Here is a 12,513-nt window from a genome sequence, read left to right on the forward strand (position 1 = left end):
TTATTTAGCTGTTTAGATTTCCATCAACTCAGCTTCTTTCGCTGTTAGTTGTGCATCCATTTCTTTGATAAATTTATCTGTAAGCTTTTGAATTGTATCTTCTGCTTGACGCGCTTCATCTTCAGAAATTTCTTTATCTTTTAATAAAGATTTTACATCGCCATTAGCATCACGACGAATGTTACGCACAGCAACACGGCCGCTTTCTACTTCGCCACGTACAATTTTAATTAAATCTTTACGACGCTCTTCTGTAAGCGGAGGAAGTGGTACGCGAATTACTGTACCAGCAGACATAGGGTTTAAACCTAAGTCAGACGCCATAATTGCTTTTTCTACAGCTTGCGCTAAAGACTTATCGAATACGCCGATAGCCAGCGTACGCGAGTCTTCAATCGTTACATTAGCCACTTGGTTAAGCGGTGTATCAGCACCGTAGTACGATACCATAATGCCGTCTAAAATTGCTGGGTGAGCACGACCTGTACGAATTTTTGATAGTTGACTACCTAGTGCTGCTACACTTTTTTGCATGCGCTCTTGCGCATCTTTTTGAATATCGTTAATCACGGTTTAATCCTAATTATTTGATTACTTCATCTGAGGCTTGTGAAGAGATAAGTGTGCCTTCTTCTTCACCCATAATTACGCGTTTTAAGGCGCCTGATTTATTCATGTTAAATACGCTCAATGGCATATTATGATCGCGAGCGAGTGTAAACGCCGCTAAATCCATTACTTTTAGTTCTTTATCAATAATTTCATTGTAGCTTAAGTGACGGTAAAGCGTGGCTTCTGGGTTTTTAACCGGATCATCACTAAATACGCCATCAACCTTAGTCGCTTTAATTACAGTGTCGGCTTCAATTTCAATACCGCGTAAACACGCAGCAGAATCGGTAGTGAAGAACGGGTTACCCGTACCTGCTGCAAAAATAACAACGCGGCCAGATTTTAATAAGCTAATTGCCTCAGCCCAGTTGTATGCATCACATACACCGTTTAGAGGGATTGCCGACATTAAACGACAATTAACAAATGCACGGTGTAGTGCATCACGCATTGCAAGGCCGTTCATTACGGTTGCAAGCATACCCATGTGGTCACCAACTACGCGGTTCATGCCAGCTTCTGCTAGTGATCCGCCACGTAAAAAGTTACCACCGCCGATAACCAAACCCACTTCTACGTCGAGTTCTACCAGCTCTTTAATTTCTTGGGCCATACGATCTAGCACTTTTGGGTCGATGCCGAAGCCTTCGTCTCCCATTAAAGCTTCACCACTTAATTTGAGAAGAACACGTCTAAAAATAGGTTTACGATTGATAGTCATAGTATTGGGGCCAACTTTTTATTAAATTATGGGTAAAAAATAACCGCGCTTATGATAAACATAAAAGCGCGGTTATTTTAAAGAATTTCTAAGCGTGACGCAAAAGCAAATAGTACTTTAATGGCATCTAATTTCCTTATGCATCACAAATAGTTAATCTTACTCGCCTTTTGCAGCTGCAATTTGAGCAGCAACTTCAGCAGCAAAATCTTCTTCTTTCTTCTCGATACCTTCACCAACTTCTACACGTGCGAAGCTAGTAACTGTTGCGTTTTTCTCTTTAAGAATTTCGCCAACAGATTTTTTAGGCTCCATGATGAAAGCTTGACCAGTAAGAGAAACCTCACCAGTAAATTTCTTCATGCGGCCAACAACCATTTTTTCAGCGATTTCAGCAGGCTTGCCTTCGTTCATCGCGATGTCGATTTGAACTTGCTTTTCTTTTTCTACAACGTCAGCAGGTACATCTTCAGGCGTTAAGTACTCTGGGTTTGAAGCAGCAACGTGCATTGCAATGTGCTTAAGTGTTTCTTCATCAGCAACACCTGCAACAACAACACCAATACGCTCACCGTGACGGTATTCAACAAGTGTTTCACCAGTGATGTACTGAAGACGACGTACGTTGATGTTTTCACCAATTTTAGTTACTAGCTCAACACGGTCTTCTTCAAACTTAGCTTGTAAGTCTTCGATAGTGATTGTTTCAGCGATAGCAGCGTCAGCAACTTTGTTAGCAAACGCTAAGAAGCTTTCGTCTTTTGCTACGAAGTCAGTTTGACAGTTAACTTCTACTAGTACTGCAACACCATCGTTTTGCTTGATGATGATAGTACCTTCAGCAGCAATGTTACCTGCTTTCTTAGCAGCCTTTGCAGCACCGCTCTTACGCATGTTTTCAATCGCTAACTCGATGTCGCCATCAGTTTCAGTTAACGCTTTTTTACAATCCATCATGCCAGCGCCGGTACGCTCGCGTAATTCTTTAACTAGGGCAGTAGTTACAGCCATTAGTAAATCCTCAAATCTGAAATCAGGTATTAGATAAGCGGGTAAACCGCTCTACAAGAATAGCAAGTCTTCACCTTAAAAAGATGAAGACTTGATGACAGCTAATTACTCAGCTTCTACAAAGTCGTCTTTCTCAGCTTGAGCAACGATGTTGTTCTCACGACCTTCAGTGATAGCAGCTGCAACAGAGCTAGTGTAAAGGTTGATTGCACGGATAGCATCATCGTTACCAGGTACGATGTAATCAACACCGTCTGGGTTAGAGTTAGTATCAACGATTGCAACAACTGGAATACCTAGGTTGTTTGCTTCACGGATAGCAATGTGCTCGTGATCAGCATCGATAACGAAGATAGCGTCTGGAAGGCCACCCATGTTTTTGATACCGCCAAGGCTCTTTTCAAGCTTTTCCATTTCGCGAGTAAGCATTAACGCTTCTTTCTTAGTTAACTTCTCGAAAGTACCGTCTTGGCTTTGAGCTTCAAGGTCTTTAAGACGCTTGATTGACTGACGAACTGTTTTCCAGTTAGTTAACATACCACCTAACCAGCGGTGGTTAACGAAGAACTGGTCGCTTTGTAAAGCAGCTTCTTTAACTGCTTCGCTTGCTGCGCGCTTAGTACCAACGAAAAGAACTTTACCTTTGTTTGCAGCAGCACTTGATAAAAACTTAAGTGCGTCGTTGAACATTGGTACTGTTTGCTCAAGGTTGATGATATGTACACGGTTACGTGCGCCGAAGATGAAAGGCTTCATCTTAGGGTTCCAGTAACGTGCTTGGTGACCAAAGTGAACACCAGCTTGAAGCATATCGCGCATTGAAACGTTTGCCATTTTGTAAATCCTCTATGTAGTTTAGGGTTAGGCCTCCACATATCCCATAGCACCAACACCGAAGTATTTAAACTTCAAATGCACCCAAGTGTATGTGACGATACGTGTGTGTGTTAAAATAAAATTGTGTTTGCCTTAAATACAAAAAATCATTTAAGAATTTATTTGTAAAAAGACGGCGCGCTTTATACCATATTAAAATTAAATACTCAACGTCGCGTGCAAAATTTGTGCGACGATAAATGTTAAAAAACGCAACTTTGGAGCCTCAATGAGCGCTGTGATCAAGACCCCTGAAGAAATTGAAAAAATGCGTGTAGCCGGGCGTTTAGCGGCAGACGTACTTGAAATGATTGAACCACATGTAGTGCCAGGTGTGACTACTGATGAGCTAAATACAATTTGTCATGATTATATTGTAAATGTGCAAGATGCTATCCCTGCGCCACTAAATTACCACGGTTTTCCTAAGTCGGTATGTACCTCTGTAAATCATGTAATTTGCCACGGTATTCCAAATGACAAACCGCTAAAAGATGGCGATAGTGTCAACATTGATGTAACCGTAATTAAAGACGGTTACCACGGCGACACCTCAAAGATGTTTCATGTAGGTACGCCTAACATTCAAGGTAAACGCCTTGCACAAGTAACGCAAGAAAGCCTATACCTTGCCATTAAAATGGTAAAACCAGGTGTGCGTTTAGGCGATATTGGTGAAGCAATTCAAAAATACGCAGAGAGCTTTAACTACTCAATTGTACGTGAATACTGCGGCCACGGTATTGGTAGCGAATTTCATGAAGAGCCTCAAGTAATGCACTACGGTAAAGCAGGTACTGGCGAAACACTTAAAGCCGGTATGTGTTTAACAATAGAGCCAATGGTTAACGCAGGTAAGCGCCAGTGTAAACTTTTAAAAGATGAGTGGACTGTAGTTACACGCGACCGTAGTTTGTCTGCACAGTGGGAACACACCCTATTAGTGACTGAAAATGGTGTTGAAATTTTAACGCTGCGATCAGATGATACTATCGACAGGATTATCGAACACTAATAAAAACCGAGCCACTTGATAAAAGTATTTAACCTCTAATCTGGTTAATATATTTAATAACATACTGAATTATATGTAATATTTAATTTATTTTCCCCAAGCCGGAGATTTTCAGTGAAAACAAATCGAATTGACGTGCCAAATAGCGAGCCTATTTGCAAGTGGATTCAACACTGTTAACACTGAAAATAGCCGCTGGGAGTAGACTTATTACTTAACGTTCAGGTTGTTTATCAATGCTAACGGTTCAATAAGGAGCCAGCCCACGTGGCATTACCCAACAAAGTAAAAAAGTTGCTTAGCGATGCTGAGCAACTGAGCGATTATCGCGATTGTTCTAGCTATTTTTATAAGTGGTTACATAACGAATTTTCTAAGCAACCAGTTGGTAATTTAATTAATGCCCGGGCTGAGTTTATAGACCGCCTGCTAATTAAACTGTTTCATGTTTACGATTTAGCTCACGAGCCTGATCTTGCCCTTATTGCCGTGGGCGGGTATGGCCGTGGCGAACTACACCCCTACTCCGACATTGACTTTTTACTGCTTGTTACGCAGCCGCCTAGCGAGCAAATATGCGAAAAAATAGGCCAGTTTGTTACCATGCTATGGGATCTCAATTTAGAGATAGGCCACAGTGTGCGTACCATTGAACAAGCCATTGAGCAAAAACGTGAAGACGTTACCTTTGCCACCAGCTTGCTCGAAAGCAGGCTCATTTTTGGTAATCACATTGAGTTTGAAAAACTCAAAACGCATATTATAGAAACCCCCGTTTGGCGCTCAGGCGAATTTTTTGTAGCCAAAGTGCAAGAGCAAAACCTACGCCATAAAAAGTGCCACGGTACTGCTTACAACCTAGAGCCAAACATAAAAGAAAACCCCGGTGGCCTTCGCGATTTACAAACCATTATTTGGGTTGCTAAAAAGCACTTTAGAGCCGAAACCCTACAAGAGCTAATTAGCCACGGCTACTTAACGCATGAAGAGTTTCAGGAGCTTTCGGAGTGCCTAGAGAACCTTTGGAATATTCGCTTTGCACTGCATTTAGCCGCTGGGCGCTCAGAAAACCGTTTGTTGTTTGACCATCAACCACACACAGCTGAAATACTTGGCTTTGGTAGCGATGGTAAAGCTTCGGTTGAGCGTATGATGAAACGCTTATTTAGAATAATGAGCCGCGTACGCGAGCTTAATCAAATGCTGCTATCGTACTTTGAAGAAAGTATTATGCCAGAGAGCAGCGAAGCGCCAGTGATTGAGTTAGACAAAGACTTTGAACGCGTTGGGCACCAAATTAGGGTTAAAAACCCATCGGTATTTTTTAGACGCGATCAACTTTTTGTTTTGTTTGAGCATATTGCCGACAACCCCGAAATTACCCATATTTACCCAAGTACTATTCGTACCATTAGGCAAGTACGCAGGCGCCTATTAGGTGACTTACAAGATTACGCAGCGTGTCGCGAGGCATTTATGCGTATTGTAAAACACCCTAACGGCATGGGCCGCGCATTCACGCTCATGCACAAACACGGCATGTTGGCCGCGTATTTACCACAATGGCGTAATATATTTGGGCAAATGCAATTTGACTTATTTCATGCCTACACAGTAGATGAGCACACCCATAAATTAATCAATAATATTTACCAATATTTTGATAAATCTAAAGTGAGCGAGTTTCCTATTTGTAGTGAAATAGTAACCCGAATGGATAAGCCTGAGCTGCTTTATTTAGCGGGTATTTTTCATGATATTGCTAAAGGGCGTGGCGGCGATCACTCAGAGCTAGGCTCAGTGGATGCCATTGCTTTTTCTAAATTACATGGCTTCCCATCATCTGATGGCAAGCTTATATCGTGGCTAGTTGGTAACCATTTACTTATGTCGGTTACTGCGCAGCGTAAAGACATAAATGACCCAGGTGTTATTAAAGACTTTGCCTCACGCGTAAAAACAGAGCGCCAACTCGATTACCTCTATTGTTTAACCGTTGCCGATATACGCGCAACCAACGACAACTTATGGAATGATTGGAAAAACACTCTACTACGCGAGTTATACTTGCATACTCAGCGCGCATTACGCCTAGGGCTTGAAAACCCAATGGATCAACGCGACCAAATACGCGATAAAAAACACCAAGCTAAACAGCGCTTACTTAATTTGGGCTACCTAGAAAACCAAATTGATTTAATTTGGAGCCGCTTTAAAGCCAATTACTTTACTGCCTTTAGCGAGCAGCAAATATCATGGCAAACCGAGCACTTATTAAAATGCGCAGACTTAAGCCTACCCAGTGTCATTGTTTCTGATAAAGCAATGCATGGTGGCACACAAGTGTTTGCTTACAGCCCATATTCTGGGCCGTTATTCGCTCGTTTAGTTAGCGTAATTGGTTCTAAAAAGGCGCAAATACAACACGCTCAAGTGCTTACTACCAAAGATGGCTACGCCCTATTTAACTTTGTAATACTTGAAGTGAGCGGCGACCCTATTGCAAGTAGCCGTGCTCAGTCAATTAAACGTGGGCTTGAGCAAGCACTTAGCGAACCACGTAAAAAAATACGCTTTAAAAAAAATCGCTCGCAACGATTTAAAGACTTTAATATTAAACCTAAAATAGTGCTGCGCCCTCATGCACGTAAAGATCGCAGCCTAATAGAAATTCAAGCTGTTGATATACCCGGTTTACTTACTAAAATTGCCGAAGTTTTCCAAGCGCATTTACTACACATTCACGCAGCCCGTATTACAACGGTAGGTGAACGTGCAGAGGATTTCTTTGTCGTATCAAATAACGAATACCAAGCGCTGACTGATGAAGAGCAAGCCAAAATTCATCAGGCATTACGTAAAAAATTCAACGCCGAAACAGAATAAGGACACACCATGTCAGATTTAAAAACCATGATAGAAAACGCCTGGGACAACCGCGATAGCATTAGCCCAAGCAGTGTATCTAGCGATGTAAAACAAGCGATTATTGACGCACTAGAGCTTCTTGATAGCGGTGCAGCCCGTGTTGCTGAAAAAATATCAGGCGAATGGGTCGTACACCAATGGCTTAAAAAAGCCGTTTTATTATCATTTCGTATTCGCGATAACCAACCAATGAACGACGGCGTAAACCAGTTTTACGATAAAGTACCGCTTAAATTTAGCGACTACACACCGGAGCAGTTTCAGCAAGGTGGCATGCGCGTAGTTCCTAACGCGGTAGCACGTAAAGGCAGCTTTGTAGGTAAAAACGTCGTACTTATGCCATCGTATGTGAACATTGGCGCCTACGTTGATGAAGGCACCATGGTTGATACATGGGCAACTGTTGGCTCGTGTGCACAAATTGGTAAGAACGTACACTTATCGGGCGGCGTGGGCATAGGCGGCGTTTTAGAGCCACTACAAGCTAATCCTACCATCATTGAAGACAACTGCTTTATTGGCGCACGCTCTGAAATTGTTGAAGGTGTAGTAGTAGAGGAAGGCGCTGTTATTTCAATGGGCGTTTACATTAGCCAAAGCACTCGTATTTATGACCGTGAAACCGGCGAAATTCACTACGGCCGAGTACCAGCAGGCGCTGTAGTTGTGCCAGGCGCACTACCATCAAAAGATGGCACTCACAGCCTATACGCTGCAATCATCGTGAAAAAAGTTGATCAACAAACACGCGAAAAAGTAGGCATCAACGCCCTACTACGCTCAATTGATGATTAACCGTAGGTTGGGTTGAGTGAAACGAAACCCAACGATACTTAAGTTAACTGCTAAAATTTAACTTTAATTAAATATAAAAAAGCTCTAGACTTTTGGTTTAGAGCTTTTATGTTTAGATACTATGTTCGATAATTAATTGAATTATAACTTAATCACTTTATTTATCAGTTAAACTGTAAAGTAATCTAGCTTTGACTTTTGATCTTCAGCTAATTTAGACAATTCATGACTCGCTGCAGCGGCTTGAGTAATGCCCGTTACATTTTGGCTCACTAAATCATAAATATTTGTCAAGTTCACATTTATATCTTTAGTGACTTGGCTTTGCTCTTCCGAGGCTGTTGCCACTTGCGTATTGGTATCCGTCAACGATTCTATAGCTTTAGTTATATCACTTAATGAGTCACTTAGCTGGCTAGATAATGCTTGGTTACCTTTGAGCATTTCAATACTTGTATGCATGCTATTATTAGCCTGACCTGATTGAGTTTGTAACTCTTCTATTATTATTTGAATCTCTTTCGTTGACTCTTGGGTTCTGGCAGCTAGCATTCTCACTTCATCAGCAACAACAGCAAAACCACGCCCGCTCTCTCCAGCTCGAGCAGCTTCAATAGCAGCATTCAGCGCTAACAAATTAGTTTGATCTGATATTTCCTCAATGACCTGGATCACTTGCCCTATTTTATCAGATTGCTCTTTGAGTGAATTAACTACATTTGCAGCATCTTCTAACTGTATAAACATTTTCCCGCTTGCTTCACTACTTTGTTTAAACATAACCATACTTTGTGAAGCCAATTTATTTGCCTCTTGAGATGCACTATCAGCAACTACTGCATTATTAGCGACTTCCGCTGAGGTCCCTTCAAGTTCATTTACTGCTGAGGCAACTTGCTCAACTTCATACTTTTCTCGATCTGAGTTACTACTTGACTGAGTCATCACCGTAGCAAGCTCAATTGCGGAAGACGAAACCTCAATACTTATTCTGCTAAGGGATTTTACCGTTTGATGCAACTGATGAACGGTTAAGTTTACATCGCGGGCTAGTGCCGAAATCTCATTCTTACCTTGCTCATCTGCATTAACTAGTAAGTTACCTTGTGCCACTTGCCTCATTGTTTCCTGTAGTGCTTGTATTGGCTTTACAATAAGGTTTGCAAGAACCCAACTAATATAAACAGCAGCAATTAAAATCACCAATAACCCACCTAAAGACCAGTTAAGGACGTAAGTATGGGCCGCTTCACTGTGCTGAATGTTAGTTACTGTTACTGTGTTTAACTTCTCAGATAGTGCATCTATCGCAGATAGCATTTTTTGCCCCAGCTCACGATATTGACTACTTGCAGAATTATATTGTGATTGTTGAGCTGAGCTTAACCCTTGGCTTAGCTTAGTGTTTAGAAGAGGAAACATTGTGCTTTGTGAAAACCCTACATATTGGTTAACTGCACTCTTTAAACTGTTGACTTCACTCTCTAGCCCCTCCATTTGATTAATAACGTCTAAGCTTTTATTAATATTAGATTTTTTTTGCTGCAAAACACTAGCATAGGTTTTCAAATCATCCGCTGTAAACAAACTATAAATAGCTTTGATACGCATGTCATAGGTATTATTAACTATTTGATTTAAAGATGATTTATATGTAATGAGATCACTAGTTGCGCGGCTCACCTTAGAAAAAGCATTGCCTAACTGACTTGAGCTATAGAGTAAGCCTATTAAAATTAACGTAATACTGAATAATACCGGTACTAAAATTTGCATTTTTACCGACAAAGAATTAAAAAATCTGCGCATTAAACCACTCCTGAGTATTTGTCCGTTGTTTACAGAGCCTGCAAAGCTCAAATGATTAAAAAATAAGAAGATCAATAAAATAAGCGCAGGATTATCGATTACAAATGTTACAATTGCAAAAAAATAAACAAGTAAAATCTCACTAGGAAAGAAAAAAGTAGAGCAAAGCAGATTTGTCTTATATTAATAGTCATACAGTTCAATCAAGAACGCAGCAAAATGAAGTTTTTTAGAGTTACACTCTATGACATTACCCAAAATGGAAAATTGCATAATTTAGAATGAAATATTTTAAATATATCTGCTGAAATTTAAAAAAGCTGTTTTCACATGAATTAAAAGTATAAAAAACAAACACAACTCGATGTAAATGATCAAACGTTTTTATCGGTAATATCAATAACAACAATCAGCTCTTAAAATAATTGAAATAAAGAACGTTGTTACGCACGGCTGCTCGCCACAAACAGATATAACTCACGCAACGTTAAATAAAATAGCGACCACAGAAGAGGACGCTCCCTTTGTGTGTCAAAGCAATATACGTATACAAACAAATGACTGAATTAGCCAACACACCCAAGATATAATAAGGTAGTAAAGCATACTTGAAAGTTAGCAATTAATATTAAGGATTAATATGACAAAAACTGCTTTACGCTCAACTATTTTGCTACCGGTATTTTTGCCCGCGGTATTTATTATTCTGCTTTTGGTCATTGGTACAAGTAGTAACCCTGAACTGGCAGGGCAAGCATTCAGTGTCGCCCTCAAGTGGATAACAGAAACCTTTGGCTGGTTTTATATGTTATCAGTTGCCATCTTCTTAGTTTTCATCGTTTGTGTTGCCGCCTCCAGCTGGGGAAATATCAAGCTAGGCCCTGATCATGCGCAACCGCAATACAGCTTTGGCGAATGGTTCGCCATGCTATTTTCAGCCGGTTACGGAGTCGCATTACTTTATTTTGGTGTAGCAGAACCCGTCCTCCATTATGCATCTCCACCTGCGGGCGCTGCAGAAACCGTTGATGCCGCTAAACAGGCTATGCAAATTGCATTTTTTCATTGGGGTTTTCATATATGGGCAATTTATGGGATTGTTGGTTTAGTGCTTGCTTACTTTGCATTTCGCCACGGCCTTCCGCTGTCTATTCGCTCAGCCTTGTATCCACTTATTGGTGATAAAATATATGGCCCTATTGGGCACACTGTTGATGTGTTTGCCATATTAGGCACGTTATTTGGTATTGCCACAACGTTAGGGCTTTCGGTTACTCAAATTAATGCCGGGCTGCACTACTTATGGCCAAGCATCCCTATTAATACCACGGTACAAATTACCGCTATTGTTATTATTACCGCAGCGGCAACGTTTTCTGTGGTGGCAGGTATGGATAAAGGTGTGAAGCGTTTATCTATAATAAACATGACTCTTGCCGTATCATTAATGGCCTTTGTGTTTTTTATTGGCCCGACTATTCATATTCTTGAATCGTTTTTACAAAATACCGGCAGCTACCTCAGTGGTATTGTTGAGCGTACTTTTAATTTACAAGCCTATAGCCGTAGTGATTGGATTGGTAACTGGACCCTATTTATATTTGGCTGGACTATAGCGTGGGCACCCTTTGTTGGTATGTTTATCGCTAAAATTAGCCGTGGCAGAACCATTAGGCAATTTGTTGTGGGCGTGATGCTAGTTCCGACTATTTTTACCTTTTTATGGTTTTCTGTATTTGGCGATACCGCGCTAAATTTAATAATGAATGAAGGGTTTAATACTTTAATAACCGATGTTCAAGCAAACCATGCCGTTGCGCTATTTCAATTATTTGAAGTGCTACCGTTATCGTTTATTATTTCGCTACTAACGGTTATATTAATCATTACCTTTTTTGTAACCTCATCTGACTCGGGCTCGTTAGTTATTGACTCCCTCGCCTCTGGCGGGAGTATTGATACGCCGGCATGGCAACGGGTATTTTGGGCTGTGCTTGAGGGCGCTGTGGCTGCTGTTTTATTAGTAGCAGGTGGGCTAAGTGCACTGCAAACCATGACAATAGCCAGTGCCCTACCCTTTGCTATTATTATGCTTATTGCAACCGCGGGACTTTGGCGCGCACTTACCATTGAAGGCCATCGCGATACGAGCTTACAAGCACATGCGCTCAATAGCCGTAATGTTAACCTATCTCATTGGAAGCGCCGGTTAGCCGCTATGGTTAATTATCCGCATAAGGAAAAAGTGCATACCTTCATTAGTAGTGTAGTGGTAAAAGCAATGCAAGCTGTTCAAGCAGAATTAAAAGCGCGCCAGTGGCATGCCGAGGTAGATTTTGATACTGACTTAGGCCGCGCCCATTTAACCGTACTACGCCATGAACATGTTGATTTTGTGTATGACATTCGTCTTACTGAACACCCTATGCCAAGCTTTGCCTATACAGAGCTAAAACCGGATGCTGATAACTCCGAGATGTATTACAAGGCAGATGTTTTCTTACGCCGCGGTGGGTTATCTTACGATGTATATGGCTACAGTGAAGATGATATTGTGAAGGACATTCTTGATCAATTTGAGAATTACTTGCACTTTTTAGGTAACAGCCCAGGGGAACTTCCGTGGGATATGGCCGAACACGATGACATGTTAAATAGCGACAAACCTTAAATAAAGGTATTAATTAACAGCGCAATTTTTGTCCCGTCCTGAAATAGGTTGACGGTTTTAATGAAAGACTTGGTG

General features: G+C 41.1%; 9 protein-coding genes. 4 read left to right on the plus strand and 5 right to left on the minus strand.

What is annotated here, in order from left to right:
- Positions 1 to 12: 12 nt before the first annotated feature.
- The 4 genes from frr to rpsB form a co-directional block, all read right to left on the minus strand.
- The gene (gene frr / locus AN395_RS15145; protein WP_004586921.1) at positions 13 to 570 is read right to left on the minus strand and encodes a ribosome recycling factor; all 558 of its coding nucleotides are present in this window, start codon (positions 568 to 570) and stop codon (positions 13 to 15) included.
- Positions 571 to 583: 13 nt separating this feature from the next.
- On the minus strand, positions 584 to 1,333 hold the full coding sequence (gene pyrH, locus AN395_RS15150) for a UMP kinase (protein WP_039972186.1): 750 nt from the start codon (positions 1,331 to 1,333) through the stop codon (positions 584 to 586).
- A 159-nt stretch (positions 1,334 to 1,492) separates the two neighbouring features.
- Positions 1,493 to 2,344: a translation elongation factor Ts gene (gene tsf / locus AN395_RS15155; protein WP_004586919.1), complete on the minus strand. Its 852-nt coding sequence runs from the start codon at positions 2,342 to 2,344 to the stop codon at positions 1,493 to 1,495.
- A 105-nt stretch (positions 2,345 to 2,449) separates the two neighbouring features.
- Positions 2,450 to 3,178, minus strand: a complete 729-nt coding sequence (gene rpsB, locus AN395_RS15160) for a 30S ribosomal protein S2 (protein WP_004586918.1) — start codon at positions 3,176 to 3,178, stop codon at positions 2,450 to 2,452.
- A gap of 238 nt (positions 3,179 to 3,416) precedes the next feature.
- Here rpsB and map point away from each other — a divergent pair, with 238 nt between their 5' ends.
- The 3 genes from map to dapD all read left to right on the plus strand — a co-directional run bounded on the left by map (position 3,417) and on the right by dapD (position 7,958).
- Positions 3,417 to 4,235 (plus strand): type I methionyl aminopeptidase, encoded by an 819-nt coding sequence (gene map / locus AN395_RS15165; protein ID WP_223230592.1) that lies wholly within the window; start codon positions 3,417 to 3,419, stop codon positions 4,233 to 4,235.
- Positions 4,236 to 4,502: 267 nt separating this feature from the next.
- Positions 4,503 to 7,121, plus strand: a complete 2,619-nt coding sequence (gene glnD / locus AN395_RS15170; protein WP_024033810.1) for a [protein-PII] uridylyltransferase — start codon at positions 4,503 to 4,505, stop codon at positions 7,119 to 7,121.
- A gap of 9 nt (positions 7,122 to 7,130) precedes the next feature.
- Positions 7,131 to 7,958, plus strand: a complete 828-nt coding sequence (dapD, locus tag AN395_RS15175; protein WP_024033809.1) for a 2,3,4,5-tetrahydropyridine-2,6-dicarboxylate N-succinyltransferase — start codon at positions 7,131 to 7,133, stop codon at positions 7,956 to 7,958.
- Positions 7,959 to 8,126: 168 nt separating this feature from the next.
- Here dapD and AN395_RS15180 read toward each other — a convergent pair whose 3' ends face one another.
- Positions 8,127 to 9,767 carry a methyl-accepting chemotaxis protein gene (locus AN395_RS15180; protein WP_054983474.1) on the minus strand — a complete coding sequence of 547 codons (1,641 nt, stop codon included), beginning with the start codon at positions 9,765 to 9,767 and terminating at the stop codon, positions 8,127 to 8,129.
- Positions 9,768 to 10,407: 640 nt separating this feature from the next.
- Between AN395_RS15180 and AN395_RS15185 the strand changes: the two genes are divergently transcribed.
- Positions 10,408 to 12,438 carry a BCCT family transporter gene (locus tag AN395_RS15185; protein WP_054983475.1) on the plus strand — a complete coding sequence of 677 codons (2,031 nt, stop codon included), beginning with the start codon at positions 10,408 to 10,410 and terminating at the stop codon, positions 12,436 to 12,438.
- The last annotated feature ends 75 nt before the right edge of the window (positions 12,439 to 12,513 follow it).

The organism is Pseudoalteromonas sp. P1-30, assembly GCF_001400005.1.
GTDB classification, from domain to species: Bacteria; Pseudomonadota; Gammaproteobacteria; order Enterobacterales; family Alteromonadaceae; genus Pseudoalteromonas; species Pseudoalteromonas atlantica.

Excerpts from the sequence above, each read along its gene's own strand:
- pyrH (WP_039972186.1), bottom strand. The coding sequence starts at position 1,333 with ATGACTATCAATCGTAAACCTATTTTTAGACGTGTTCTTCTCAAATTA.
- tsf (WP_004586919.1), bottom strand. The coding sequence starts at position 2,344 with ATGGCTGTAACTACTGCCCTAGTTAAAGAATTACGCGAGCGTACCGGC.
- rpsB (WP_004586918.1), bottom strand. The coding sequence starts at position 3,178 with ATGGCAAACGTTTCAATGCGCGATATGCTTCAAGCTGGTGTTCACTTT.
- dapD (WP_024033809.1), top strand. The coding sequence starts at position 7,131 with ATGTCAGATTTAAAAACCATGATAGAAAACGCCTGGGACAACCGCGAT.
- AN395_RS15180 (WP_054983474.1), bottom strand. The coding sequence starts at position 9,767 with ATGCGCAGATTTTTTAATTCTTTGTCGGTAAAAATGCAAATTTTAGTA.
- AN395_RS15185 (WP_054983475.1), top strand. The coding sequence starts at position 10,408 with ATGACAAAAACTGCTTTACGCTCAACTATTTTGCTACCGGTATTTTTG.